The sequence below is a fragment of the Umezawaea tangerina genome, from assembly GCF_003002815.1.
Lineage (GTDB): Bacteria > Actinomycetota > Actinomycetes > Mycobacteriales > Pseudonocardiaceae > Umezawaea > Umezawaea tangerina.
In genome coordinates, this window is the sequence record NZ_PVTF01000006.1 from 513,794 (window position 1) to 540,307 (window position 26,514).

The 26,514-nt window shown below is 71.5% G+C and carries 18 protein-coding genes; 2 read left to right on the forward strand and 16 right to left on the reverse strand.

Annotated elements, in window-relative coordinates:
* The first annotated feature begins 64 nt into the window (after nt 1–64).
* Nucleotides 65–1,288, forward strand: coding sequence for an MFS transporter (locus CLV43_RS22600; RefSeq protein ID WP_106189223.1), 1,224 nt, complete (start codon nt 65–67; stop codon nt 1,286–1,288).
* Entirely contained in the window at nt 1,285–2,250 is a 966-nt protein-coding gene (locus CLV43_RS22605) for a TolB-like translocation protein (protein WP_106189224.1), read from the forward strand. The genes CLV43_RS22600 and CLV43_RS22605 overlap by 4 nt, the downstream gene beginning before the upstream one ends.
* A 616-nt stretch (nt 2,251–2,866) precedes the next feature.
* Here the strand turns inward: CLV43_RS22605 and CLV43_RS22610 are convergent.
* The 16 genes from CLV43_RS22610 to CLV43_RS22685 form a co-directional block, all read right to left on the reverse strand.
* Nucleotides 2,867–3,622: a polysaccharide deacetylase family protein gene (locus CLV43_RS22610; protein WP_170155968.1), complete on the reverse strand. Its 756-nt coding sequence runs from the start codon at nt 3,620–3,622 to the stop codon at nt 2,867–2,869.
* Nucleotides 3,619–4,737, reverse strand: a complete 1,119-nt coding sequence (locus CLV43_RS22615; RefSeq protein WP_106189226.1) for a glycosyltransferase family 4 protein — start codon at nt 4,735–4,737, stop codon at nt 3,619–3,621. The genes CLV43_RS22610 and CLV43_RS22615 overlap by 4 nt, the downstream gene beginning before the upstream one ends.
* On the reverse strand, nt 4,734–6,062 hold the full coding sequence (locus tag CLV43_RS22620; protein ID WP_106189227.1) for an O-antigen ligase family protein: 1,329 nt from the start codon (nt 6,060–6,062) through the stop codon (nt 4,734–4,736). Before CLV43_RS22620 ends, CLV43_RS22615 begins: the two co-directional genes overlap by 4 nt.
* A gap of 4 nt (nt 6,063–6,066) precedes the next feature.
* A complete protein-coding gene (locus CLV43_RS22625; protein WP_146174872.1) occupies nt 6,067–7,122 on the reverse strand; it encodes a YveK family protein in 1,056 nt (351 codons plus the stop codon).
* The gene (asnB, locus tag CLV43_RS22630) at nt 7,119–8,978 is read right to left on the reverse strand and encodes an asparagine synthase (glutamine-hydrolyzing) (RefSeq protein WP_106189229.1); all 1,860 of its coding nucleotides are present in this window, start codon (nt 8,976–8,978) and stop codon (nt 7,119–7,121) included. Before asnB ends, CLV43_RS22625 begins: the two co-directional genes overlap by 4 nt.
* Nucleotides 8,966–11,155, reverse strand: coding sequence for a glycosyltransferase (locus CLV43_RS22635; RefSeq protein ID WP_245886811.1), 2,190 nt, complete (start codon nt 11,153–11,155; stop codon nt 8,966–8,968). The genes asnB and CLV43_RS22635 overlap by 13 nt, the downstream gene beginning before the upstream one ends.
* Nucleotides 11,156–11,353: 198 nt before the next feature.
* The gene (locus CLV43_RS22640; protein ID WP_146174873.1) at nt 11,354–12,469 is read right to left on the reverse strand and encodes a right-handed parallel beta-helix repeat-containing protein; all 1,116 of its coding nucleotides are present in this window, start codon (nt 12,467–12,469) and stop codon (nt 11,354–11,356) included.
* Between the two features lie 339 nt (nt 12,470–12,808).
* The gene (locus tag CLV43_RS22645) at nt 12,809–14,278 is read right to left on the reverse strand and encodes a lipopolysaccharide biosynthesis protein (protein WP_106189231.1); all 1,470 of its coding nucleotides are present in this window, start codon (nt 14,276–14,278) and stop codon (nt 12,809–12,811) included.
* Nucleotides 14,275–15,417: an acyltransferase family protein gene (locus CLV43_RS22650; RefSeq protein ID WP_106189232.1), complete on the reverse strand. Its 1,143-nt coding sequence runs from the start codon at nt 15,415–15,417 to the stop codon at nt 14,275–14,277. Before CLV43_RS22650 ends, CLV43_RS22645 begins: the two co-directional genes overlap by 4 nt.
* Complete coding sequence (locus tag CLV43_RS22655) at nt 15,414–15,977, reverse strand: acyltransferase (protein ID WP_106189233.1); 564 nt, start codon at nt 15,975–15,977, stop codon at nt 15,414–15,416. Before CLV43_RS22655 ends, CLV43_RS22650 begins: the two co-directional genes overlap by 4 nt.
* Nucleotides 15,967–17,076 carry a DegT/DnrJ/EryC1/StrS family aminotransferase gene (locus CLV43_RS22660; protein WP_245886812.1) on the reverse strand — a complete coding sequence of 370 codons (1,110 nt, stop codon included), beginning with the start codon at nt 17,074–17,076 and terminating at the stop codon, nt 15,967–15,969. The genes CLV43_RS22655 and CLV43_RS22660 overlap by 11 nt, the downstream gene beginning before the upstream one ends.
* On the reverse strand, nt 17,073–18,308 hold the full coding sequence (locus CLV43_RS22665) for a glycosyltransferase family 4 protein (RefSeq protein ID WP_170155969.1): 1,236 nt from the start codon (nt 18,306–18,308) through the stop codon (nt 17,073–17,075). The genes CLV43_RS22660 and CLV43_RS22665 overlap by 4 nt, the downstream gene beginning before the upstream one ends.
* On the reverse strand, nt 18,305–18,982 hold the full coding sequence (locus tag CLV43_RS22670; protein WP_106189235.1) for a PglD-related sugar-binding protein: 678 nt from the start codon (nt 18,980–18,982) through the stop codon (nt 18,305–18,307). The genes CLV43_RS22665 and CLV43_RS22670 overlap by 4 nt, the downstream gene beginning before the upstream one ends.
* Entirely contained in the window at nt 18,979–20,130 is a 1,152-nt protein-coding gene (locus CLV43_RS22675) for a DegT/DnrJ/EryC1/StrS family aminotransferase (protein ID WP_211304478.1), read from the reverse strand. Before CLV43_RS22675 ends, CLV43_RS22670 begins: the two co-directional genes overlap by 4 nt.
* Nucleotides 20,127–21,359 (reverse strand): glycosyltransferase, encoded by a 1,233-nt coding sequence (locus tag CLV43_RS22680; protein ID WP_106189236.1) that lies wholly within the window; start codon nt 21,357–21,359, stop codon nt 20,127–20,129. The genes CLV43_RS22675 and CLV43_RS22680 overlap by 4 nt, the downstream gene beginning before the upstream one ends.
* A gap of 8 nt (nt 21,360–21,367) precedes the next feature.
* Nucleotides 21,368–26,314, reverse strand: coding sequence for a DUF4082 domain-containing protein (locus tag CLV43_RS22685; RefSeq protein ID WP_211304479.1), 4,947 nt, complete (start codon nt 26,312–26,314; stop codon nt 21,368–21,370).
* Between the last annotated feature and the right edge of the window lie 200 nt (nt 26,315–26,514).

Here is a 26,514-nt window from a genome sequence, read left to right on the forward strand (position 1 = left end):
CCAGCCGGTGTAACGCTGAGTGCATCCCGTTCCGATATCCGGGTCAAGCGGAAGGTGGTTCGGGGTGTACATCGCTTCTGCGCGGGCCGGCACGCGCACGCGGCTCGGCGCGGTGCCGAAAACGGTTGTGGCGCTGGGCGTGGTCAGTCTCCTCACGGACGTCTCCGCTGAGATGATCACCGCGTTCCTGCCCGTCTACCTGCTCTTCAGCCTCAACATCGGTTACGTCCAGTTCGGACTGCTCGACGGTCTGTACACGGGCGCGACCGCGGTGCTGCGGTTGGTGGGCGGCCACTTCGCCGACCGGCTGCGCAGACCGAAGCTGGTGGCGGGTGTCGGTTACGGCCTGTCCGCCGTCACCAAGCTCGTGTTCCCGGCCGTCGGCGCGTCCGCGCTCGGCATCGGCGGCGTGATCGCCGCGGACCGCGCGGGCAAGGGCCTGCGCACCGCGCCGCGCGACGCGCTGATCTCGTTGAGCGTCCCCACCGACCAGCTCGGCACCGCGTTCGGCGTGCACCGCAGCATGGACACCGTGGGCGCGTTGATCGGTCCGGTCGTGACGTTCCTGATCCTGATGAACCTCGGCACCGCGCCGACCCCGATCTTCGTCGTCAGCTTCGGCTTCGCCCTGCTGGGCCTGATCGTGCTCGGCTTCTTCGTGCCCGAGCGCCCGAAGGCCACCGCCTCCCCCGGTCCCGCGCCGAGCATCAGGGCGGGACTGGCGCTGCTGAAGGACGTGCCGTTCCGCCGGGCCGGTGTCGTCGCCGCCCTGCTCGGCATCGCCACCGTCTCCGACGCGTTCGTCTTCGTGCTCGTGCAGCGCACCACCGAGGTGCCGCTCGGCGTGCTGCCGCTGCTGCCGCTCGGCACCGCGCTGACGTTCCTGCTCTTCGCCGCGCCGCTGGGCAGGCTCGCCGACGTCGTCGGCCGCTGGCCGGTGTTCTTCGGCGGCCACGTGCTGCTGCTGGGCGTCTACCTGCTCCTGCTCGCCCCCGCGGGCGGGTACGGCGTGGCCGTCGCCGCGTTGATCATGCACGGCCTGTTCTACGCCGCCACCGACGGCGTGCTGTCCGCGTGGACCGGCGCCATGATCCCGCCGTCGCTGCGCGGCTCCGGCCTCGCCGTCGTGCAGACCGGTCAGGCGCTGGCGCGGCTGGTGTCCTCCATCGGCTTCGGTTTCCTGCTCCAGTACGCGGCGCTCGGCACGGCCGTGCTGACGGCCGTCTGCGCCCTCGCCGTGGCCCTCGTGGCCGTGCTCGTGGTGACCCGCAAGGAGACGACGTCGTGACGACCCGCACCCGGACCGCGCTCGGCGCGCTGCTCATCGTCGTCGTCGTGCTCGCCACCGGCGTCTACCTCTGGCAGGCGGGCGGCCCGTCCGGCACCGCCGCCGCGGCCGCGCCCGGCGGCGCCTCGATCACCCTCGTCGACCAGCGCGACGGCGGCGACGCCGTCTCCACCACCGACCCCGGCCAGACCGACGGCCCCCGCACCCCCACCGGCCTGCGCTGCCAACGCGTCTACACCGCAGGCGGCACCACCGTCTGCCTCCGCCTCGCGGGCATCGGCCCCAGCTTCGAGGCCGCCGTCATCGTCGGCGGCGCCGAGGTCAAGACCATCCCCCTGCCCGGCGTCCCCAGCCGCGCACGCGTGTCCGCCTCCGGCAAGGTCGTCTCCTGGACCGTCTTCGTCACCGGCGACTCCTACGCCTCCGCGGGCGGCTTCTCCACCCGCACCGGCTACTACGACCTCCGCGACGGCACCCTCGTCGAGTCCTTGGAGACGTTCGCCCTCACCGTGGACGGCGTCGCCCACACCGCGCTCGACGTCAACTACTGGGGCATGACCTTCCAGACCGACGACACCACCTTCTACGCCACCGTCGGCACCGGCGGCAGGCGTTGGCTCATCAAGGGCTCCACGTCCGCGAAGACCGCCGCCACCGTCCGCCAGGGCCCCGAGTGCCCTTCCCTGTCCCCCGACGGCAAGCACCTGGCGTACAAGAAGGCCACCAAGTGGGTCGGCCGCTGGGAGCTCGCCGTGGAGGACCTGGAGACCGGCACGGAGAAGGTCCTGCCCAACACCTCCGGCATCGACGACCAGGCCGCCTGGCTGGACGACAACACCCTCGCCTACGGCGTCCCCAGCCAACAAACCGGCGTCCCCGGCATCTACCGCGTCCAGTCCAACGGCACCACCGACCCCATCCTCATCGCCACCGCCGCCTCCTCCCCCGTCCCCAACCGCTAACCCAAACGCACAGCGAGCACGCACCCGCCCATCGGGCGAAGCCCGCCAGCGCGCATCCGGCGCGGAGCGCCTGGGGCCTTGTCCGACGGCGAAGCCGAGGATGCTTGGTCGGGCGGAGCCCGATGCTTGAGTCGGGCGGAGCCCGATGCTTGAGTCGGGCGGAGCCCGATGCTTGAGTCGGGCGGAGCCCGATGCTTGAGTCGGGCGGAGCCCGATGCTTGAGTCGGGCGGAGCCCGATGCTTGAGTCGGGCGGAGCCCGATGCTTGAGTCGGACGGAGCCCGATGCTTGAGTCGGACGTAGTCCGATGCTGGCGAAGCCAGACCTACCCCTGCCCCCGATACACAGCGCCCTCCTGCCCCACCCCTGTTTGTCAAGACAGCTTCACCATCTTGACAAACAGGGGTGGGGCATTGAGACAATCGCGCGCCGGGGGCCGGGCTTCGCGAGGGTAGGCACAACGCAACCGAGGGCCTGAGATAGCACGACCCGACCAAGGCCAAGCCCCACCTGGAACGGCCTCCGCCAGCCCTGAACACAAACGCCCCCAGAGGTCCCCCACCCGTGAGAACCCCCCAATACACAAGGTACTCAGGGGGTCCGACAAAACTCCCGACTCAAGGCCGGAACCAAGCCGTCCGCCAAGCCCTCCCGAAACCCGACAACCCCGAAACCGACATCCCCTCATACCCCACTGCCCTCAACGCCCCCACCAACGACCGCGTCACATCCCCCCGGTCGAAAGTAGGCCGAGGCGTCAAATCCCCCTCAGGCACCTCGAACCCGTCGTGCAACAACACCACCGCCCCCGGATGCACCGCCGGCAACGCCCGAGCAGCCACCTCCTCAGCCGCCCCGTCCACCCAGTCCGCCACCGTCGGCCCCCACACCACCGGGTCCAGCCCGGCCCGGCGGGCCGCCAGGAACGTCCCCAGCGACTGCGACCCGTAGGCGGGCCGGAACAGCCGCACCCGCCGACCGGCCACGGCTTCCAACCGCCGCTTCCCCTCCACGAGCAGCCGGTGCACCTCCCCCGCGGACCTCTCGGTCAACCGCGAGTGGTCGATCCCGTGCAGCGCGACCTCGTGCCCCTCGTCCAGAACCCGCCGCAGCAACTCCGGGTGCGCCTCCGCCCGCTCCACCAGGACGAAGAACGTCGCCGACAAACCCAGCTCCGCCAACGCGTCCAGCACCGCGGGCGTCCCGTCGGGGTCGGGTCCGTCGTCGTAGGTCAACGCCACGACCCGAGCATCGGTCCGCACGCCGCGCAACGACCCGACAGGACTCAGCACGCCGTCGGTGGCGCGTCGGACGCGGCGCTTCGCCGTGGGCGACAACGAGCCCGCCACCCGCGAGGCCAAGGAGCCGATCACCGCGCCACCCCCGAGGCGATCTCGACGACCTGCCGGGCGGCCCGCTCCCACGTGTAGTGGGCGGCCACCTCCTCCGCGCCCACGAAGGCGTTGTCGTACACCGAGTCGTCCAGCAACAGCTGCCCCACCACCTTCGCCAGCTCCTCCTGCTCGTCGGTGGACACCAGGTCCCCGGCCGTGATGATCTCCGGCATCGCGAACGCGTCGCGACCGACGCAGGGCAGTCCCCGCGACAGCGCCTCGACGAACGCGATCCCGAACCCCTCGAACCGCGACGGCAGCACGAAAAGATCATGCGAGTCGTACAGGGCGGAGATCTCCGACACCGGCAGTCGCCCGAGGAAGTCCACGCCCGGCGGCACCGCACCGTTCATCGGCCACACCTCGGGCCCGACGACGGTCAGGGTGATCTCGGGGTCGACCTCGCGCCGCAGGATCGCCAGCGCCCCGACGACCTGCTCACCGCCCTTGGTCGGGAAGTCCTTGCCCACCATCAGCAACCGCCGCCGGGGACCGGTCATCCGGCGGTTGTGCGCCGCCGCGATCCCGGCCGCCTCACCGCGGGCCGTCACGCCGGGGTTGACGACGTGCACCTTCTCGCGCGGCACACCGGTCACCTCGACCAGGTGGTCGGCGAACCACGAGCTCATCGCCAGCACCCCGGCCGCGCGCGCGTACACCGCCCGCTGCCGCTCGGCCGAGCGGACCACGTCGGCCCGTGTCAACGACGGGAAGTGGCTCAGCCCGCCGGGCCGGTCGACCAGGTCCAGCAGCACGTCGTAGCTGAGGTCCTGCAGCATCAGGTAGGGCCGGTCGAACGTCGTCAGGTCCTGGATCTGGAGCACGACGTCGCAGGGGTTGCGCGCCGACGAGCGCCGCAGCGTCCACTCGTCGAACCGCCGGGTCGACGCGGCGTGCCGCCACATCGACACCCACTGCCCGTCGACCCGGCGCGCGTGCGCGGCCTTGAAGGCGTTGCGCAGCAACGGCGGGTGCTCGACCCCGAGGTCGACCACGTCGACCTGCGAGCGCAGCGCCTCGCGCAGGTTCCACGGCGTGTGCGACCAGGTGAGCTCCGGTCGCGCGTCCCAGCTGCAGGCGAACCCCAGCCTCATATCCCGACCCCCGCCTTCACGTCGACCAGGACCGGCGCGTCGACGAGCTGGCCGCGGCGGGCCAGGCGCCAGAGCGCTCCGATGATGCCGATGAACAGGAACAGCACGCCGCTGATCATCGGGAAGCCGAGTCCGTCGAAGGTGACGAACGCCAGCGCGCACACCGCGATCGAGGCGGCTAGCGCCTGGCCGAGGTGGCGGTTCTCGTCGTCGTTGGCGCGCACCCTGATGCCGCGGGCGGTGACGAAGCCGATGACGAACAGCAGGATGAGCGCGGTCAGGCCGAAGAAGCCGGTCTCCACGATGCTGCCGAGGAACTGGTTGTCCAGCGTGATGAACGCCTTGGGCAGGAACGTGCCGAAACCGCGGCCGAACCACGGCGACTGGTCGATGAACTGGCCGACCACGACGTAGTCGTCGGTGCGGCCCTGGATGCTCGGGTCGTCCGACCAGCCGGTGAACAGACCGGTGATGGTGCCGACGAGTCCGGGGATCAGCAGTCGCAGCGCGACGACGAACACCGGTGCCACCAGCAGGGCGATGCCGCGCCGGACTCCGGACCAGCCCGCGAACAGGACGATGAACGCGACGAACATGCCGAGCGTGGCCGAGCGGGACACCGACATGGGGCTGGCGAGTCCGATGAGGACGACCGTGCCCCACCAGAGCCAACGCCTTTCCTTGACGTAGAAGGCGAGGTGCAGCGCGATCGGGAACACCATCGCCAGCACCACGCCGAACTCGATGGCGTGCGAGGCGGTGGCCGACACGCGGCGGAAGTTCGACCGGTCGGACACGTTGCCGATGTCGTAGTTGATCTTGAGTCCGGGGATGTGCCCGTACAGCTCGGCGACGTTGAACCCGGTGGCGAACTGGAGCAGGCCGATGAACGCGATGATCCCGGTGAGGACGACCACCGTGCGCAGCAGCAGCTCCACGCTCTTGCGGGACTTCAGCATGTCCGCGGCCACGAAGGCGATGCCCATCCACGACATCGTGGTGAGCAGCGCCCGGTCCGCGCCCGAGAGCTGGTCGGCGGGCAGCGGGTTCAGCGTGCCCAGGACGTAGGACAGCAGGATCGACAGCACCAGCAGCCCGACCGCGACGCGGGCGGGCTGGAGGTTGGTCTTCACGCCGGAACCGGGCAGCAGCCTGGTGATGAGCCAGAACACCACCAGGCCCATGCCGACGACGCCCGCGGGGGTGCCGCTGGCGCCGAGCGGGCCGATGATCAGCTGGGCGGGCAGGCAGAAGAGCAGCACGGCGAAGAAGGTCAGCAGACCTCGTGCGTCGCCCTTCTCCTGCCTGGTCGGGAATCCGCGCATGGCGTCAGTCGCGCTGGGACGGCCGCGCGCTCACCTCGAGCTCGGTCCGCGGCCAGGCGACGTGGTCGGGGTTTGGGATCGGCTTGATCCGCTGCGTCTCCTCGGCGATCCGGGGCCTGCGCATCGGCGGCCGCGAACGCTGCGCGGGCTGCGGGTCGGTGACCGGCGCCGACTTCACCGTGGGCGCCGCCTGCGGACTGGGCTTGGGCTGCGGGGCGGGCTGCGGCTGCGGAGCCGGTGGCGCGGCGGGCTTGGGCGCCTGGCCGTTCTGGGCGACGCCGTTGGTGGCCGGGGCCGGAGCGGCCTCCTCCACCTCGTCGTCGAGCTCGTCGTCGTCCAGCTCCTCGACGACCTCCACGACCTCCTGCGCCGCGGTCGCCTTCGCCCGGCGGCGGGTCTGCACGCTCTCCCGCAGGAACGCGATCAGCACGGTCAGCGCCAGCACGACGACCGCCATGCCCGCGAGCGCCCGCATCTGGCTGCCCCGCTGGATGTCCGCGTGCGTCGGCGTCGTCACCGGGCTCGTGGTGATGAGCAGGTTCTCCGGAGCCTTGAGGTCGACCTGGTTCTGGGTCAGCAGCTCGGTCATCGACTTCTCGATGACCTGCGCGGTGCGCAGGGCCGCCGCGCGGTCCTTGGAGTTCGCGGTGACCTGGAGCATCGGCGCCTCACCCGGCACGATGTCCACCAGGTACTCCGCCGTGCCTCCCTTGCCCACCATCTCCTCGACGGTGGACTTGTCGTTCATCCGCCGGGCGGTGATCTCGGCGACGATGCCGAGCGACCCGCCGAACCCGAGGTACGGGTTCGCCTGACCGGCCTGCGACGACCCCACCTGCGCCGGCACCAGCAGCACGTCGGACGCCTTGACCTCGTAGGTCGGCGGGACCATGAAGAAGATGCCGATCGCCGCGGCGACCATCACCGAGACGCCGACGGTCACCACGACCCACTGCTTGCCGAGCACCTTGAGGGCGCTGACGAAGTCGACGTCCGTGCCGGGGGTCTCCCGAGCACTCGTGAGCACCACTCGACGCCCGCGCTTCCTGTCCTGGCTCATTCGAGCACCTCCACCCCGTTGGCCCTGGCCAGCTCCCGTTGCCACACTTCCAACGACAGGAGGGTCCACAACCGCGGCTGTTCGTTCCTGCTGCCGGAGTCGTGCTCCGCCAGCAACGTCCGCACGGCCCGCCGGTCCAGCACCTCGCCGACGAACGACGAGGGGCCGGTCAGCAGGTCGTGCGCCATGTCCCTCAGGCCGTCCCGGAACCAGGCGTCCAACGGCACCTTGAACCCGGACTTCCTGCGGTCGACCACCTCGTCTGGCAGGTGGGCTCGGGCGACTTCCTTGACCACCCACTTGGTGACGCCCTTGCGCACCTTCACCGAGCTGGGCAGCGTGAACGCCAGCTCGACCAGGCGGTGGTCGAGGAAGGGCGGGCGGAGTTCGAGTGACGCGGCCATCGACATGCGGTCGCCGCGTTCGAGCAGGTTGTCCGCGAGCCACGAGTGCGAGTCCGCGTACAGCATGCGGTGCAGGGCGTCGCCCCGGCCGCGCTCGTACGGGCCCGTGGCGCTGCGGGCCGCCGGTCCGCCGAGCAGCGCGTCGCGCTCCTGCACGGTGAACGGCGCGAACCAGCCGCGCATCCGTTCCGCGGCGGTGGGCTCGGCCATCGCGCGCACCGCGACACCGAGCCGGGCCCGGCCCGCGGGCAGCGCGCGTTCCAGCCGGTGCAGGGCGGGCCCCCGCAGCGCGGCGGGCACGACACCCGCCCACCGGGTCGCCTGCGAGAAGCGGTGCTTCGGGTAGCCGCCGAACAGCTCGTCGCTGCCCTCGCCGGACAGCACCACCTTCACGTCGCGGCGGGCGAGCTGCGCAAGCTTGAACACCGCCACGTCGGCGGGCTCGGACAGCGGCGCGTCCCGGTGCCAGCTCAGGCTCGCCCACGACTCGCGGAAGTCGTCGGCGGTCACGATCACGTCGTGGTGCTCGCTGCCGACGATCCTCGCGACCTTGTGCGCCCAGTCCAGCTCGTCCACGCGGGGGTCGCCGAAGCCCGCGGAGAACGTGTGCAGGCCCGCGCCCTCGCGGGCTCGCGCCACCAGCGCGGTGATCAGGCTGCTGTCCACGCCGCCGGAGAGGTAGGCGCCGACCGGGACGTCGGCCACCAGCGCGTCGCGCACCGACTCGTCGAGCGCGTTCGCCACCAGCCGCACGGCCTCCTCGGGCGTGTGCGCGGCGACGACCGGCTCGCGGGGCAGCTCCCAGTAGGGCACCAGGGTCACGGCACCGGTCGCGCTGAGCCGCAGCCGGTGCCCCTGCGGCACCTTGCGGACGCCGTCCACCAACGTGAAGGGCGCGGGCACCGACCGGTGCGCGAGGTAGTCGTGCAGGCTCGCCCGGTCGACCTCGCGGGACCCGATGACCGGGAACAGCGCCTTGATCTCCGAGGCGAACGCGAAGACCTCGGAGTCGACGTAGTAGTACAGCGGCAGCACGCCCATGCGGTCGCGCACCAGGTGCAGGTCGCCGGTCTCCGCGTCGTGCACCGCGTAGGCGAACTGGCCGCGCAGCCTGCGCACGCCCTCCACGCCGTAGCGCTCGTGCAGCGCCAGCAGCACCTCGGTGTCGCCGCCGGTGCGGTACGGGTAGTCCACTTCGGACCGGAGCTGCCGGTAGTTGAGGATCTCGCCGTTGAACGCGACCGTGCGCTGCCCGTCGTGGCTCGCCATCGGCTGCGCCGACGAGCCCAGGTCGATGATGGAGAGCCTGGTGTGCGCGAAGCCGATCGAGCCGGACGTCCAGATCCCGGAGTCGTCCGGTCCTCTGTGGACCAGCCGCGACGCCATGGCGCGCAGCAGGTCGGCGTCGACGGGCGCACCGTCGAGCCTGCGGTACCCCGCTATCCCGCACACGGGCGGCCTCCCTCGGCCAGGTCGACGAGCTGCCGCGCGCGCGAGTCCCACGACGCCGGGAGCACCGACTCGCGCAGCCGCTCGCGCGACACCGGGGCGCCCTCGACGAGCGAGACGCCGACCAGCTCCACGAAGCCGTCCGGGTCCTTCGCGACCCGGACCCGGTCGGCGTAGTGGTCGATCTCGGGGAAGGCGGTGGTCACGATCGGCAGTCCCAGGGCGAGGTACTCCTTGAGCTTGATGGGGTTCGCGTGCTTGATCCAGTCGTTGTCGAGCCACGGCATCAGCGCGACGTCGAACGCCGTGCCGTAGGCCGGGATCTGCTCGTAGGGCTTGAACCCGAGCCAGTGCACGTTGGGGTACTTGGCGAAGCGCTCCATCGAGCAGGTCGCGTCGCCGATGAGGACCAGCGAGGCGTCCGGCAGCGAGGCAGCGACGTGCTCCAGCAGGTCGAAGTCGACGAGGTAGTCGTCCAGGCTGCCGAAGAACCCGATGATCGGCCCGGAGATGCCCGCCAGGTCGGGCGGGATCTCGGCGGCCGGTCGGCGGCGGAAGTGCTCCAGGTCCACGCCGTGGTCGAGGAAGTACGACCGGTCGCCGGTGGCGTCGTGCTCCTGGTCCTGCAACGCCCGGCTGACGTAGAGCACGTGGTCGGAGTGCTCCAGCAGCTCGTCCTCCAGCGCGGCGATGGTCCGCTGGTCCGACTCGGGGAACGCGGAGTGCCGGTCGGACCGGTTGAACAGCAGCGACCTGCGCTTCATCGGCGACACCACGTCCCACGCCGTGGGGATGGTCGCCACGACGACCGGGCTGCCCATCCGCAGCACGGCGCAGACCGCGCGCACCTGGGCGCGCACCAGCACCGAGTTCAGCTTGCGCAGCCACGGCTTGCCGTAGAACGGCAGCGGCAACGGGGTCATCACGTGGAAGCCGGGGACGTTCGGCAGCGGCCTGCGCACCAGCATCGCCACGCTGCGCGCCTTGCGCAGGATGCGGCGGAGGAACTGGGTGCTGCGACCGGGCAGGGGCATCCGCAGGCCGATGCTGTTGACGAGCAGCACCTTGCGCCGCTCGGCCACGCGGGTCAGCAGCTGGAAGTCCGAGTGCGCCCGGTTGTGGTACCACCAGTCCTGGGCGGAGAAGCAGAGGTAGCTCGGCGCGTCCGGGTCGATCGCGCCCGCGGAGTCGAGCGGGGCGGGCCACCGCCTCATCCCGACCAGCCCGCGCAACGCCGCGCGGTGCCTGGTCCGCGACGCGGAGTCACCGCGCACCGAGCGCAGGAGCTCGTTGAACGCCACGGCGAACCACATCGGGACGGCGCCGACGAGCCCGAAGCGCTCCCGGTGCAGCCGCACCTTGTTCGCCGCCATCAGCGACCACAGCCGCGGCGAGGACTCCAGCTCGCCGCCGAGGTGCACGGCCTTCGCGGCGGGCTCGTAGCGCACGGCGAACCCGCCGCGGCGGGCCCGGAGCATGAACTCGGTCTCCTCGGAGTAGAGCAGGTAGCGGTCGTCCAGCGCGCCCAGCACGTTCAGGCACTCCCTGGTGACCAGCCACGCGGCGCCGGACACCCACTCGGCCTCGCCCGCCTCGCGGTAGGCCTCGGGATCGGCGACGGTCTCGCCCAGCAGGCGGTACCGCCCGGCCCGCGTGCCGCCCAGGACGGCCTCGGCGAGCGTGCGCAGGACCGTCGGCGCCCGGCGCAACGACTTCTGCGGGACGCCGTCGCCGTCCACAAGGGCCGGTGCGACCACGCCGACGCGGCGGGCGGCGGCCGCCCGCAGGAGCGCGACCGAGCCGGGGGCGAGCCGGATGTCGGCGTTGAGCACGAGCACGTCGCAGTCCGGGGACGCGGCGATGCCCGCGTTCACCCCGGCGGCGAAACCGTCGTTGGTGGAGCGCGCGACGACCGTCGCGGTCGGAGCGACCCGCGCCACGACCTCGCGGGTGCTGTCGGTAGAGGCGTTGTCCACCACCACGACGCGGGACTCGCCCGCGCCGCTGAGCGCTTGCGGAAGCGCCGCCAGGCACCCCTCGACCACGTCCGCGCTCTGGTAGGTCACGACGACCACGGCCAGGGGGCGGACGAGTCGTCGGGGTTCGGCAACGGGGAACTGCTTCACGGCCACGTCCTCGGAAAGCCACGACGCACGGGTGCGGTCCCGGTGCGCGAACAACTCGGCATCATCTCTTGCTAGATCGACCAAGAAGAGGGCGTCGTTACGCTCCGTCCACCGTCCGGACCAACGACTACGCGGAGTTCCCCGGACGTCCACCTCGGTCACGAGAACACCCTCGGTACCACCAGTGGTACCGAGGGTGTGCGTCCCGTGCGCCCCAAGGGATCGAACCCGAGGGGACCCGGCCCTGGCGGGTCAGCCCTGGGCCTTGACCGCCTTGCCGTTCTGGTCCACGTTGCCGCCGCCGTCGGCGTTGCCCGGCAGCGCGTTGTGGAACGGCGCGTACTTGTACTCCGTGGTGAGCACGTTGTCCTTCACCACGAACGGCGGGGACGCGGCCGCGAAGATCAGGTGGTTCGAGCGGGTGATGTAGTTCTGCTCGATCGTCCAGTTCTTGCTGACCGCGTTCGAGCCCGACCCGGCACCGGGGTCGTTGTAGATGCCGATGCCGTTGTGGGTGTAGTCGCCGTCGCTGCGGATGCCGTCGATGTAGTTGTGCTTGACGACACCGTTGCTGGCGTTCGGGTTCATGTTGATCACGTCGGTGTGATCGCCGCTCTGGAAGTACGTGTCGTGCAGGAAGTTGTCCTGGATCAGGTAGGGGCCCTGGCCCTGGACCATGATCCCGATGTTGAAGCCGGAGATGTCGTTGCGCAGGAACGTGCCGCTGCGGTAGGCGACGATGCCGTTGCCGGACAGGCCCTTGCCGTTCGGCGCGATCGTCGTGTCCTGCACGGTCACGGTGCCGTTCTCGATCCACAGGGCGTGGAACTCGCCGCCGTAGACGCGGGACTGCGAGACGACCAGGTTGGTCGAGTCCGGGAGGTCGATGTGCAGCATGCCCGCGACCAGGTACTTCTCGATGCGGTAGGGATCGGCCTGCGACCCGCTGCCGGGGAGGCCCTGCTTCTTGATCCAGTCCGCCGTGACGAGCTGGTCGCCGCGGAGCTCCTTGAGGTCGGAGGTCCGGACGCCGGTGTTGGAGGCGTTCGGCCAGCCCGTGAGGCCCTGGGTGGGCGCGGTGGGCGGCTTCGGGAGCGCGGGCGGTGCCACGACCGCCGAGGAGGAGCTGGGGGCGGCGCTGCTGCTCGACGGGGCCGAGGACGCCGTGGAGGAGGGCGCGCTCGACGAGGTCTCGGGCGTGCGCACCGGGGAGAGCACGGGACTCGACGTCGAGGCCACCGGCCGGGCGCGCGCCGGGCTGCAGGCGGCGACACCGAGCACGGCGAGGACGAGGAGTGCGGAGGAGGCCAACAGCTTGCGGGTACGACGACCGTCGTTGACCTGTCTTGACGACGTGCGGGGATGCACGAGGAGAGCCCACCTTTCGTTGGCCAGTTCGATGACCGGTTCATTTCCCCCGCGACCGGCCAGCGCACCACGGCGTCGTTATGCCGCGGTTACCGTTTAGGCGGTCGAACGGTAACCCAAGGTCGGGACCGTCGCATTGCGCCGAACGGGCCAATCCGGCCGCACACCCGAGAATGGATCACTAAAATGCGAGGCATCATCACAATGAATTGATCTACCAAATTGCTGGTCAGAGGCGAAGAATGGGATTCAGGACCCCTAAAAGGCGCATCACACCCCTCCCCGGACCCGTTAGACCAGTGCTTCTACAACGCTTTGCACACGCAACTGAGATGGTCGTCACACCGCACCCGCCTCAGCTTCCCGACCTGCGGGTTTCGCGGTCTTGAGAGCTACGAGACCGCGCCGCATCGGATACACCACGGGCAGGTACAGCGCGAGCCCGCCGACGCCGCCGACGACCAGCACCAGCAGGTCCGGGTGGAGCTCGCGGGTCGCGAAGTACGGCACGACGCACAGCAGCACCGCGCCCAGCGCCGGGCGCAGCACCGCGGAGCCGAGCAGACCCGGCCGGATGCCCAGCCCGGTCAGCGCGACGAGGAACGCGGGCAGCACCACCACGACCGCGACGGCCATGTGCGCGATGCCGACCCCGGCCACGCCGTGCAGGTGCGCCCCGATCGCCAGCGCGGGCGTGAGCACCACGAGCCACAGCGCCTGCAGGCCGAGGGTCTGGCGCGCGCGGCCGACCGCGATGAGGACGTCGAAGCACAGCTGCAGCGCCACCCTGGCCAGGCCCAGCACCGCGAGGAACACCAGCGCGGTCGCCGCGCCCGCCCACTTGTCGCCGTAGACGAACCGGATCGTCGGCCCGGCCATGATCGCCAGCAGCCCGCAGATCGGCACCGCCGCGGCCATCAGCAGCCCCATGGACCTGGCGAACGCCGCGCGCAGCGCCACGAGGTCCTCCTGGAGCCGCGCGAACGCGGGCACGCTGACCCGCGCGACCGGGATCGACAGCAGCGTCACGGGCCAGCTGGACAGGTTGAACGCCAGCACGTAGAGGCCCAGGGTCTCCGGGCCGAGCAGGCGGCCGATCACCACGTTGTCCACGTTGACCATCGCCACCGCGAGGATCGTCGCCCCGGCCAGCGGCAGGCCGCCGCGCAGCAGCTCCTTCGCCACCGCCGGGTCCCAGCCGGGCCGGTAGCGGACCGGGGTGAACTTCAGGTGCAGCAGCCCGTTCACCAGGTTGCCCAGCAGCCTGCCCCACACCAGCCCCCACACACCGAAGCCGGTCAGCGCCAGCACGAGCGTGAGCCCGGTCGTGACGACGAACCCGGTGAGGTCGGCGTAGGTGCGCAGGTCCTGGCGGAACGAGCGGGTGAGCATCGCCGACGGCACCGCGAGGGCGCCGTTGACCAGGATCGCGAACGCCAGCACCCGCACCAGGTCCGTCGCCTCGGGCGCGCCCAGCGCCGTGGCGAACGCGCTCGCGCCCGCCTGGAAGCCCAGGAACAGCACGACGCTGAACCCGAAGATGACCGTGGTGGCGGTCGAGGCGACCTTGGCCACGTCACCAGGCCAGCGCACCAGGACCTGCTCCAGGCCGAGGTCGTTGATGTTGATCAGGATGACCAGCGCGACCGTCGCGACCGCGAACAGCCCGTAGTCGTTGGGCGTCAGCAGCCGGGCCAGGATGATGCCGGACGCCAGGTTCGCCAGCCGCGAGAGGAACGTGCTGGCGAAGCTCCAGCGCATCCCCTTGCGGACCAGCGTCCCGAGCTCCTCGGTCGACTCGGTGCTCATGTCGTGACCCGTCTCCCCCTGATCGCCGCCGTCACTTCGGCGAGCGACCTGTTCTCCATGAACGGCCGTTCGAACACGCGGTGGAACAGGTAGGAGCCGCCGAGCACGGCGGCCGTGCCGAGCGCGAGCAGCAGGCCGAAGCGCGGCAGCGGGTCGTCGACCAGCGCCGACACCAGGAAGTGGTCGACGAGCCAGAGCAGCGGCAGGTGCACCAGGTAGACGCTGTAGGAGAACAGGCCGACCCCGCTGAGCACCCGGCTCGCCAGCACCGCGCGCAGCGGCGCGAACCCGCCGCCCGCGAGCATGGCCAGCACCGCGGCGGTGCCGACGCCGACCAGCAGGTCGATCCAGAAGTAGCCGCGGTCGACCCACACCGAGCCGAACACCGCGGCCAGCACGACGAACGCGGCGAAGCAGGCGACGCCGACCGCGCCGAGCCACCGGGGAGCGGTCCGGCCCTCCTCCAGCACCATCGCGGCGGCCACGCCGAACACGAACAGCGCCAGGAACTGCGGGGTCAGGTTCAGCACGCCGTCGAGGGGGCCGACGTTCTCGCCGACCAGCTGCGCGGCGACCACCGCCGCGGTCGAGACGACGACCATCCACAACGGACCGATGCGGCGGCGCAGCAGGAGCACGAGCGGGAACAGGAAGTAGATCTGCCACTCGATCGCGATCGACCAGAACGCGCCGTTCGGCTTCGGGCTGTCGACCACGTCCTGCACCAGGAAGAAGTGCGCGACCACGCCCTTGAGCGTGATCGCGCGGCCGGTCAGCTCCGGCGTGACGAGCCCGAACACCAGCACGGACAGCCCGAGCGCGGCCCAGTACGGCGGCAGGATGCGCCACGCGCGCCTGCGCAGGAACCGGGCCACGCCACCGAGCCGGTACCCGCGCCGGGCGGGGGCGACGGTCAGCGAGAACCCGCTGACGACGATGAAGACCGCGACGGCGAGGTGCCCGTAGAGCAGCCAGCCGAGGAACACCGGACCCGTGTTCACCGGGTACGTGGGGTACACGGTGAACCAGATGTGGTGCAGCACGACGTAGAGCGCCGCCACCGCGCGCACGCCGTCCAGGTGCGACAGCCGCGCCCTCGCGGGCGCGGCCACCGTCCCGGTCCCCACCCCGGCGGTCATCGCCTGGCCAACCCCTCGCCGACCTGCTCGTACTTCAGGCCGCAGGCGCAGGTGAACAGCTCGTCCAGCGCCTCGCCGCACTCGCACACCCAACCGCGCACCTTCGCCGGGTTGCCCGCGACGAACGCGTGCGCCGGCACGCTCTTCGTGATGACGGAGCCCGCGGCGGCGAACGCGTGCGCGCCGATCGTCGTGCCGCACACCACGACCGCGCCCGCGCCGAGCGTGGCGCCGGACTCGACGCGGGTCGGCAGCAGCGCCTCCGGGCCCTTCTTCACGTGGGCGCGCGGCCGCAGGTCGTTGGTGAACAGGACGTTCGGGCCCAGGAAGACGTCGTCGCCGACCGTCACGCCGTCGAACACCAGCACGGCGTTCTTCACCGTGACCCGGTCGCCGAGCACCGCGCCGCCCTCGACGAAGGCGTGGTCGCAGATGTTGCAGTCCGCGCCGACGACCGCGCCGGGCAGCACGTGCGCCCAGGCCCAGACCCGCGTGCGCGGGCCGACGGAGTCGGACTCGCACAGCCCGAGCGGGTGCACCTTCACGGCGTCATCCGACACGCTTGCCCACCGCCTCGACCAGCGCGTCGCGAACGCGCTCCTGCTGGACGCGGGTGATGCCGGGGAACATCGGCAGCGACAGGATCTCGGCCGCCGCCTTCTCGGTCACCGGGTAGCCCTCGGGGCGGCCGTGGCGCTCGAACGCGCCGGTGGTGTGCACGGGCGTCGGGTAGTGGATGCCCGCGCCGATGCCCGCCGCCTGGAGGTCGGCCAGCACGCCGTCGCGGTCCGGCACGCGCACGACGTAGAGGTGCCACACGTGCTCGTTGCCCTCCGCGACACCGGGCAGCCGGACGCCGTCGACGTCCTTGAGCAGCTCGGCGTAGGTCGCGGCGGCGAGCTGCCGTTCGGTGTTCCAGCCGGCGAGCCGGGCGAGCTTCGCCCGCAGCACCACGGCCTGCAGCGTGTCGAGCCGGGAGTTGAAGCCCAGCGTCGGGTGCTCGTACTTGCGGTCGCTGCCGTGGTTGGCCAGCAGCCGCACCCGGCGGGCGACCTCCTCGTCGTCGGTCAGCACACCGCCCGCGTCGCCGAACGCGCCGAGGTTCTTGCCGGGGTAGAAGCTGGTGCCCGCGGCGTCGCCCCACGCGCCCATGCCCCTGCCGTGCTGGGTCGCGCCCTGGCACTGCGCGCCGTCCTCGACCACGACCAGCCCGTGCTCCCGCGCGATGGCCATGATCGGCTCCATCGGGGCGAGCTGGCCGAACAGGTGCACCGGCATGACGGCCCGCACGTCGGCGGCGACCTCGGCCAGCGCCGCCGGGTCGAGCAGCAGGTGCTCGTCGTCCACGTCGACCGGGACGGGCACGCCACCGGCGCGCACGACGGCCTCGGCCGTGGCGACGAAGGTGTTGGCGGGCAACGCGATCCGGTCGCCCTGCTCGACGCCCGCCGCGCGCAGCGCGAGCTCCAGCGCGTCGGTGCCGTTGGCGACGCCGACGCAGTGCGCGCGGCCCGAGTACGCGGCGAACTCCGACTCGAAGGCCGCGCAGTCCGGACCACCGACGAACGCGGTGGTCGCCAGCACCCTGGCGAAGCCCTCCGCGACCTCGTCGGCGATCTGGTCGCGCTGGATCCCGAGATCGACCAGTGGGACCGTCACGAGGCCACCCCCTGTCCCCTGTTCGGCGCGAGGCGGCGGACCACCGCGCGCAGCTTGTCCTTGACCGGCGCCGGCAGTCGCCGGGCCGTGAGCATCGCGACCGTGCGGGCGCCTTCGCGCGCCGTGGTCGTGCGGTTGCCGGGGGCGGCGGCCACCCGGCGGTAGAGCTCTTCCAACCCGCGCGCCGCGGGGTCCAGCCCGTAGTACCGCACGACGACGCCGCGGCCGAACTCCCCGAGCTCCTTGCGCAGCGGCCCGTCCTCGATCATCGGCTCGATCTGCGCGGCCAGGTCGGCGGGCGTCTCGGTGCCCTTGCCCAGCCCGTAGTAGCCGTGCTGCCGGAAGTAGCCCGCGGTGCTCTCGTCGAACGGCAGCGAGAAGCCCCGCTCCCCCAGCACGATGATGGGCTTCGCGAACGCCAGCGTGCGCAGCGCGGAGCCGCCCATGCCCAGCATCACGTCGGCCGCCTCGTAGGCCGGCCTGGGGTCGAGCAGCCCGCCGGTGAGCACCACGACGTCCGTGCCGTGCCGCCGGTTCACCTCGCCGGCGCGGGCCGCGACGCGTTCGGCCGCGGTGCCCTCGCCGACGATCACGAGCCGCACGGCGTGCTTCTCGGCCAGCAGGTCGACGGCCTCGATGCTGCGCAGCAGGCTCTCCAGCTTCAGCCACTCGACCAGCCGGGAGACCGTGACGATGGTGAGCTTGTCGTCGGTGAGCCGGAACTTCTCCTTGAACGGGGCGGGATCCACCGCGCCGGGGGAGTTGAAGGCGACGTCGACCGGCGGTTCGAGGAGGTCGACCGTGCCGGTGCGGGACCGGCGCGCGTCCTCGGCGAGCTGCCGGGTGCCGAACGTGGTGGGCAGCTGGCGCGGCACGAAGCTCGGCACCACCATGCCCATCATGGTGCACAGCAACGGGACCCGGTGCACGAGGTGCTCGCCGAAGTAGGCGTCGAAGCACTGCGGCCAGTCCCACACGTGGATCAGGTCGGGCTTCTCCGCGCGGACCGCGGCGCGCAACGCGCGCATGACCGCCGGGGACGGGTGGTTGGCCGCGTCGGGGGCGTCGACCAGCCGGAGCCCCTTGCTCCTGGCCAGCTCCGAGGCCGGGCCGGGCGCGGCGAACAGCACCACCTCGTGGCCGTAGGTGTCCCGGATGGTCGCGGCCAGCTCGATGGCGTTGGTCTGGGTGCCACCGAGCTCCAGCCGGTGCGCGAAGACGAGGATCCTCACCGCGACACCGCCTTCGGCCGCCGGGCGAGCTGCCGCGCGGGCGAGCCCACCCAGGTCTGCCCGGCGGGCAGGTCCTCCAGCAGCACCGAACCCATGCCCAGCAGCGAGAGCTCGCCGACGGTGACGTTCTCGCGCACCAGCGAGCCCGCCCCGAGGTAGGCGCACCAGCCGACCCGCACGCCGCCCGCGAGGGCGACCCGACCGGCCATGGTCACGCCCTCGTCCACCTCGTCGTCGTGGGTGAGCAGCACCTGCGGCATGGCCACGACCAGGCGGCCGATCCGCTGCGGCGCCGTGACCACGGCGCCCGCCAGCAGGATCGTGCCCGCGCCGATCTCGGTGCCCTGCGCCACGCTGGCGGCGGGGTGCACGAGCGTGGCCAGGCGTTCGTCGGGCAGCCCGAGCCGCCGGGCGATCCGGGGTCTGCTGTCCAGCGCGCGGGAGCCGGCCGTGCAGATCAGCACGGCCGTGTCCGGGTACTCGTGGACCAGCTCCGACCCGCCCAGCACGGGGGTGCCGTCGACCAGCGTCCCGTGCCGGGCGGGGTCGTCGTCGAGGAAGCCGAGCACGGTGTACGGGTCCGCACCGACCTCCGCGACCGCCGCGAGCGCCGCCAAGCACTCGCGGGCAAGACCACCCGCACCCACCAGCAGCAGCGGACGGGCAGCGCTCATCGCACGCCACCCGTCGCCACCGGCAGGCCCAGGGAGGCCTTGAGCGCGTCGACCACGGTGTCCTGCTCCCCCGCGGTCATGTCGTGGAACAGCGGCAGGATCAGCGTCCGCCGGGTCAGGTCCTCGGTCACCGGCAGGTCCCCGCGCGGGTGCCCGCGGTAGGCCGGTTCCAGGTGCGAGGCCATGATCCCGCGGCGCGCGGACACGCCGCGCGAGGCCAGCTCGGCCAGCACGTCGTTGCGCTCCAGCGGGCTGTCGTCGGGCAGCCGCACCCAGAACGACTGGTAGTTCGTCGTGCCGTGCTCCGGGTCGCGCACCATCCGCAGACCGGGCACGTCGGCCAGCAGCTCGTGGTAGCGCGCGGCGAGCTCGCGCCTGCGCGCCACGATGCCGTCCAGCCTGCCGAGCTGCACGAGCCCGACCGCGGCCTGGATGTCGGTGAGCCGGTAGTTGAACGCCGTCTCCAGGTACTCCTCAACGACCGCGGCGCCGCCGGAGTGCCGGTCCGCCGCGCTGACGCTCATGCCGTGCTCGCGCAGCCGCCTGCCGCGCACGGCCCACTCCTCGCGGTCCATCGTGACCATGCCGCCCTCACCGGTGGTGAGCAGCTTGCGCGGGTGGAACGACCACGCGGCCAGCAGCGCGCCGGTGCCGACCGGGAAGCCCTGGTACGTCGAGCCCGCGGCGCACGCGGCGTCCTCGACCACGTCGACCGACAGCGGGTCGCACAGCGCGCGCAGCGACTCGACGTCCGCGGGCACACCGGCCTGGTGCACGACCATGACCGCCTTGGTGCGCGGGGTGAGCACGGCCTTGACGGTGTCGGCGGTGAGGTTGCCGGTGTCCGGGTCGACGTCGGCGAAGACGGGGGTGGCGCCGGTGTAGCGGACGGCGTTCGCGGTGGCGATGAACGACAGCGACGGCACGACCACCTCGTCACCGGCGCCGATGCCGAGCAGGTGGACGGCGAGGTGCAGTCCGGTCGTGCACGAGGAGACCGCGACGCCGTGCGCGGCGCCGACCCTCGTGGCGAAGGCCTCCTCGAAGGCCGCGACGCGGGGGCCCTGGGCCACCCAGCCGGACCTGACGGCCTCGGCGGCGGCCTGGGCCTCCTCCTCGCCGAGAACGGGGCGCATCACGGGGATCATCGGGACTCCCCCTCGACGCCGCTCCGTGCCGTGCCTGCCATTGACCCTCCATTGTGGACTGCGAGACCGATGGCCTCGGCGAACGCGTCACCCCGGCGACGCCACGAGTGCAGCTGGGCGAACCCCTGCCTGCGGGCGACCTCGTCGGCGGTGCGCGGCGACCGGGCGGCCGCGAGGACCGCTTCGGCGAACTCGCCGTGCGAGCCCGCCGTGATGACTATCGGCGCGCCGGGGGCGTTCGTTTCGGCGTCCTCGCACAACCACCGGGTCGCGGGCAGGTCCGTGCTGACGGCGGGACGACCGGCCGCCAGGTACTCCAACGTCTTGAGCGGGAAGGACGCCCGGTTGAACTCGGTGTCGTGGTAGGGCGTGATGCCGACGTCGATGCCCTTGAAGTAGCCGGGCAGCTGCGGGAAGGGCACCTCGTCCACGTGCCGCACGTGCGGTCTCGCGACGAGGCCCGCCCACCGCTGCGGCTCCCACGACGGGTCGCGCGGACCGACCATCAGCAGCGAGACCCCGTTGTCCACCAGGGTCTCCAGGATGCCGATGTCGATCCGCGCGGTGATCCGGCCGATGAGGCCCGCGACCGGGTGCGGCAGGTCCGCCGCCACGGCGGGCACGTCGGCCGACTCCACGGTCCGGTAGGCGTCGGCGTGCACGCCGTTGGGCAGGAACTCCGGTGCCGCGCCGAGACCCGCCCAGCGCGACACCAGTGCGGGCGTCACGGCCACCACGGTGCTCGCGTCGGCGAGCGCCCGGCGTTCCTCACCGCGCAGCCAGTCGCGGTCCAGCCCCATCAGCTGACCGCCCGCGACCCAGTCGTCCGTCCCGTACAGGACGGTGCGGATCCCCTTGCCCCACTTGCCGAGCACGTCGTCGAACGAGAACGACACGACGGCGTGCGGGCGGCGGCCGGTCCGGCTCAGGGCCCAGCGGATCTGAGCGCGGACCAGCGGCCAGGTGGTGGCGCGGATGCCGGGGCGGGAGAGCCCCGGCAGCGCGACCGGTGTAAGCCTGGTGATGCCCGGTGCCGGTGCGGCGAGCCGGGGGCGGAACCCCCTGCCGACACCGGGTCGGTACCTCTCCGGTGTCAGCGGGGAGATCGGGGGGTCCACCCACAGCACGTCGGCGTACCTCGTCAGCTGTTCGGCCTGCTGCCGGTCGGCGCCGCGGACTCCGTCCCACGGCTTGCCCGACATCATGACGACCAGCGGGAACGGGCTCACCTGTCACCTCACCTCGTGGTTGTGAACAACTGCGCCACCCTGGACCTGAGCACTCCCACCACGGACGACACCGCCTGCGCGGGCGTGCCGTGGAAGAAGCCCGCCGGGCTCGCGGCGGCGGCGCCCGCCGAACCCGCGAACCCCTGCGGCGCCGGGGTGTTCGGCGTGTAGACGACGTCGACCCAGTAGTTCGTGTCGTTGCCGCCGTCGGGGAAGGCCGCCGACGACCCGTACTTGTAGAGGCCGTTCGGGGCTCCGCTCAGCGCCTTCGGGGCGTGCAGCGGCGTCCGGTCGACGCCGTTGAACTCGAACGTGCCCCTGGTGACCGAGTAGTGCCCGTTGGGCGCGAAGTAGCTCGCGACGTACTGCGTGTTCGCGGTCACCGCGATCGGCGTGGCGAACGTCGCCGTCTGCCAGCCCCCCGCGGTCTCACCGGTGAAGGTGACCGTGCCCAGCGAGGTCCCGGTGGCCGTCCACAGCGTCCCGGTGTGGGTGCCGGTGTTGCCCGCTCCCTTGTAGAACCGGATGCCGTTGACGACGCCGTCGCTCTCGGCGGTGAACCGGACGCCCAGCGACAGCGGGCCGTTGTCGTCGGCCGCGGCGATGGTCGGCGTGGCCGAGTCCGGGAAGATCGTGCACGGGCACCCGCTGGTCGGGGCCTGCGCCGTGGTGTAGGTCCACGTCACCGACCCGGCCATCGTGTTGCCCGGCCCGTCCTTCGCCCCGGACACGGTGGCCCGGTACGTCGTCGCGAACGCCAGCGGGGAGGAGGGCGTGAACGTCCACGTCCTGGTCGCCGCGTTGTACGCGCTGGTGCCGGCCACGTTCGCGCCGCCCGCGGTGGGCGCCAGGGTGAAGACCGGCGACGTGGGCTGGACGTCCTCGTCGAAGGTCACCGTGACCGCGCCGGTCGGCGGGACGCTCGTCACGCCGTCGGCCGGGCTGTAGCCGGTCACCGTCGGCGCCGTCGTGTCGGACGGCGCGTTGTTGGTGAACACCGCGTCCACGTAGTAGTTGCCGGACCGGTAGGAGTCGACCGGGAACCCGCCGCCCGCGCCGTAGCGGAACAGCCCGTTCTTGTCGCTCCCGCTGACCGGGGAGTGCAGCGGCGCGTTGTCGACCGCGGTCGTGAAGTAGTCGACGTCACCGGCGTAGCGGCCGACCGGGGCGTAGTAGGACACCACGTACTGGGTGTTCGCGGTGACCGCGACCGGGTTGGCGAACGCCAGCTTCTGCCAGCCGGTGGCCGACTCGCCGGTGAACGTGCCCGTCGCCAGGCGCGTGCCGCTCGTCGTCCAGAGGCTGCCGGTGTGCGTCCCGGTGTTGCCGGTGCCCTTGTAGAACCGGACGCCGGTGATCCAGCCGTTGGTGTCCGGGGTGATCCGGGCGCCGAGCTCGACCGCGTTGGTGTCGTTCACCGACGCGGTGACCGGGGTCGTGCTGTCCGAGAACAGCGTGCACGGGCAGGCCCCGATGCCGGAGGTGGTGAAGAACCAGCTCGTGGCGTTGCCCATCATGTTGCCGCTGGTGTCCGCCGCCTTGACCGTGGCCGTGTACGTGGTGGCCGCGCTCAGCGCCGCCGACGGCTGGAACCTCGCCGTGCGGGTGGCCGCGTCGTAGGTGGTCGTGCCGGTCAGCGGCGACGCGGCGTTGATGTCGCCGTTGAGCGTGAACACGACGCTCGACGGGTTGACCGCCTCGTTGAAGGTGGCCGTGATCGCCGACGACGTCGGCACGCTGCGCGAGTCGTTGCCCGGCCAGGTGCCGGTCACCGTGGGCGCGATCGTGTCGGGGTCGGGCTGGAACACCGCGTCGACCCAGTAGTTCGCGCCGCCGCCGTTGGTCGGGAACACACCGCCGGTGCCGTAGCGGTACACGCCGGACGGGCCGTCGGTACCGGTGGCCAGCGCCCGCAGCGGGGCGTTGACCACGGCGGAGTTCAGGCCGCCCGAGGTCGCCGAGTAGTACCCGTTGGTGGTGTAGGAGACCACGTACGTCGTGCCGGCGTTGATGTGCACCGGCGAGTTGAACGCGGCTTCCTGCCAGCCGGCGGTGGACTCGCCGGTGAAGGTGATCGTGGCCAGCAGCGTGCCGGAGTTGGACCACAGGCGACCGGTGTGGGAGCCGACGTTCTGCGCCCCCTTGTAGAACCGGACGCCCTTGACCGAACCGCTCACGTCCGCCTGGAAGCGCATGCCGAGCTCGACCGCGCCTGCGTCGTTGACGGTGACCGTGGCAGGCACCGCGCCGTCGTCCCACACGCTGCACGGGCACACGCCGGGGGTGGCGGGCTTCTGCGTGGTGAAGGTCCAGGACGTCGTGCCGGACATCGTGTTGCCCGCGGTGTCCTTGGCACCGGACACCGACACCGTGTACTTGGTGTTGCCCGCCAGGGGGCTGCTGGGCGTGAACACGGCGGTCTTGGTGGCGGCGTCGTAGGCGACGGTGCCCGCCACCGCGACGTTGGCCGGGTTCTTGACCGAGAAGGCGATCGTGGCCTGCTGCACCGGCTCGTCGAACCTCACCGACGGCTTCGCGGTCGTGGACACGCTGGAGCTGCCGTTGATCGGCGAGTCCACCGTCGCGCTGGGCGCGATCGTGTCCGGCGGCGCGGTCGTGTCGAACACCGCGTCGACCCAGTAGTTGCCGCCCTGGTAGCTGTTCGTCGGGAAGCCGGGGGTGCCGTAGCCGAACACGCCGTTGAGCGCGGTCTCGGCGGTGGCGGGGGCGTGCAGCGGCGGGGCGTCGAAACCCTTGTTGCGGAAGAAGTCCGCGTCCGCCGAGTACCTGCCGACCGGAGCGTTGTAGGACACCACGTACTGCGTGTTCGCGGTGACCTGGACGGCCGGGTTGAAGATCGCGTTCTGCCAGCCGGAGGCGGACTCGTTGGCGAAGGTCGCGGTGGCCAGCTGCTGGCCCGCCGCGGTCCACAGGCCGCCGACGTGCGTGCCGGTGTTGCCCGCGCCCTTGTAGAAGCGCATCCCGGTCACGTAGCCGGCCGAGTCGGTGGTGAAGCGGGTGCCGACGTTGATCTGGTTGACGTCGGTGCTCGCCTCGGTCCTCGGCTTCGCCAGGTCGGGGAACAGCGTGCACGGGCAGGTGCTCGTGACGCCGACGGTCGCGGGCGAGGCGTCGGTGTTCAGGCTGTCGTCGGTGGCACGGGCCTGGATGCTGATCGCGCCGGTGCGCGGGACGCTGCCGGAGTAGGTCCAGCTCTCCCGGCCGGTGGCCGGGTGCCAGGTCGTGCCGCCGTCGAGCGAGACGTCCACGTTGCCGACCCGGCCGCCGACGTCGGACGCCGTGCCGGTGACGGTGACGGTGTCGCCGCTGTTGACCACCGAGTTGGAGGTGGGGGTGGAGATGGTGGTCTGCGGGGCGGTGGTGTCGGTCGAGGTGCCCGGCGCGGTCAGCCCGGACATCATCGTGGTGGGCAGGATCCCCATGTCCCCGAACAGGTTCACGGTCGCCTGCTGCATCCGGACGTCGGTGTCGACGGCCGCGCCGTCGTGCTGGTCGTCCAGGCCCCAGGACCACTGCACGGTGCCCGCGCCGAAGACGATGGCGCCGCTGGCGGCCTTGTACATCGTCATCCGGTGGGTGGCCTCGCCCTCGGCGACGGACGTGCCGTAGTCCTGGATCTTGGCCTGCACCGTCTGCGTGGTCTTCGACAGCCGCACGGCGCCCTTGGGGCGGAAGCCGTTGTCGAGGTCCTCGTCCCACTCGTAGCCGAGCGAGTTCGGGGCCAGCGTCGCCACCGCGCCGGTCGCCTGGTTCGCGACGGAGGTGTTGCGCCAGAAGCGCATCTTGCCGTCGTCGGCTGGGACCTGGATCGCGTAGCTGCAGCAGTTCACCGTCCAGATCTGGCCGGTGAGGGCGTTCTCCGGTCTGCCGCCGTCCGCGGGCGGGCTGAACCGGGGGTCGCGCCAGGTGCCCGTCCACTGGGCGTTCGGGTCGATCTTCGCGTTGGCGTGGGTCTCCTTGTAGGTGACCAGCGTCCGGTAGGCCGTGTTCGACCCGTCGATGCTGTTCTCCCAGCGGGTCTTCCAGAAGACCTCGTTGCCGCTGAAGAACGCGAGGTGCACGCCGGCGTCGCGGGCGGCCTCGACGTTGGCGCGCTGCTGGCCCGACCAGTACTCGTCGTGGCCGGTGGAGATGAACAGCTTGTGGTTCTGCAGCAGCGCTCCGGCGCGGTCGGTGTCGATGCCGGAGATGTAGCTCATGTCGTACCCGTTGCGCTCGAGGAAGCGGATCATCGGGTACTCGGAGCCGAAGAGGAAGTCACGGCCGTCCGGGACGTCCGTGCGGGTGGAGAAGGGGCGGTTGTAGCTCAGCTTGTAGGCGCGCGAGTCGGGCTGGCCGCCGTAGAAGCTGTTGCCGCCCCAGGTGTTGTAGGCCTGCCACGTCGTGTCGGAGGTCTGGAAGACCATCTTCGCGTGGCTGCCGTCGTCGCGGACGACGAACGCGATCTGGTTGTCCACGTCCGCGTCGGTGCGCTGGAGGTGGGCGAGGTACACGCCGGACACCGCGTTCGACGGCACGGTCCAGGAGGCGGACTCCTGCCAGTTGCCGCAGTCGACGAGACCGGTGGAGGCCTGGGACAGGCAGGCGGGCTGCGAGCGGGGGGTCACCGGGATGGAGGTGGCCCACTTCCGCGCGCCCGCGCCGTTGTAGTACCCGAGGCGGTAGATGTCGATCTTGTACGGCGACGAGGTCTTGATCTTGAACTTGACGGTGTCGCCGATGTTGGCGCTCATCGTGGTCGCGAACCCCTCGATGCTCGGGTCGCCACCGCCCGTCGCGTCCCAGTTGGTGTCGCCGGTCTTGGAGTTCTCGCAGGCGACGGGGTTCACCACCGGTGCGTCGCAGGGGGCCGCCGAAGCGGCCGTGCTCAACAACGCGATGGGAACCACCGCCGCCGCCACGAAGACCACGAAGGCCATGATCCTTCTCAGCACGGGATGTCTGCTTCCATCCGTGCCACCGACCAACGACATGGCCGTCCGCCTCTCAAAGCCGCCACGCACAACGATTACGACCCCAGGGATCCAGCCGCCCGGCGGGACCTCGGCTCCCCAGCCGATCGGTCACGCGCCGTGATTGTCATTCGGGTTGTTGTTCGGACGAGGACCACTCATCGTTACAACGTTTGGCGGGT

Coding starts and splice junctions, on each gene's coding strand:
- CLV43_RS22615 (WP_106189226.1), bottom strand. CDS start 4,737: ATGAGGCTGGGGTTCGCCTGCAGCTGGGACGCGCGACCGGAGCTCACC.
- CLV43_RS22620 (WP_106189227.1), bottom strand. CDS start 6,062: ATGCGCGGATTCCCGACCAGGCAGGAGAAGGGCGACGCACGAGGTCTG.
- CLV43_RS22625 (WP_146174872.1), bottom strand. CDS start 7,122: ATGAGCCAGGACAGGAAGCGCGGGCGTCGAGTGGTGCTCACGAGTGCT.
- CLV43_RS22645 (WP_106189231.1), bottom strand. CDS start 14,278: ATGAGCACCGAGTCGACCGAGGAGCTCGGGACGCTGGTCCGCAAGGGG.
- CLV43_RS22650 (WP_106189232.1), bottom strand. CDS start 15,417: ATGACCGCCGGGGTGGGGACCGGGACGGTGGCCGCGCCCGCGAGGGCG.
- CLV43_RS22670 (WP_106189235.1), bottom strand. CDS start 18,982: ATGAGCGCTGCCCGTCCGCTGCTGCTGGTGGGTGCGGGTGGTCTTGCC.
- CLV43_RS22675 (WP_211304478.1), bottom strand. CDS start 20,130: ATGATCCCCGTGATGCGCCCCGTTCTCGGCGAGGAGGAGGCCCAGGCC.